The following is a 408-nucleotide window of genomic DNA, read 5'->3' as shown; positions in this document are numbered from 1 at the left end:
ATCCCAAACCAAGTTAACGGGTGCTATGCCGCCTTCAAAATTTAAAATAATACGTCCGTCGTTTTCACCAAAACATGATATGTTTTCTACTTGTGGCGTTATTCTAAAAAGCGGTGCTTCATCAATAACAATAGTGGCTTGCTTTTGGCAATTGGTGGCATCGGTTACTGTAATTACATAAGTACCAGCAGATAAGTTGGTTTGTGTATTGCCAGTGCCTAAGTTGCTCCAAGTAATGGTGTAAGGGGCATTACCTCCTGTAATAGCGTTAATGGTTATTGAGGCATCATTATCACCGTAACATGCAATTTCGGTGGCGGTGTAGTCAATAATAATCTCGTCTGATTGATTAATAACAACACTCAATGTGCTTGTACAGCCAGATTTATCGGTTACTGTAACTGTATA

At 39.2% G+C, this 408-nt stretch carries 1 protein-coding gene; it reads right to left on the bottom strand.

Going from position 1 to position 408, the window contains the following annotated elements; genetic code table 11:
- Positions 1-408 (bottom strand): SprB repeat-containing protein (locus tag FUA24_RS23655; RefSeq protein ID WP_187388382.1); only part of this gene is annotated, 408 nt, incomplete at both ends.

Source organism: Seonamhaeicola marinus (assembly GCF_008085455.1).
This window is presented reverse-complemented; position numbering and strand designations above follow the sequence as displayed.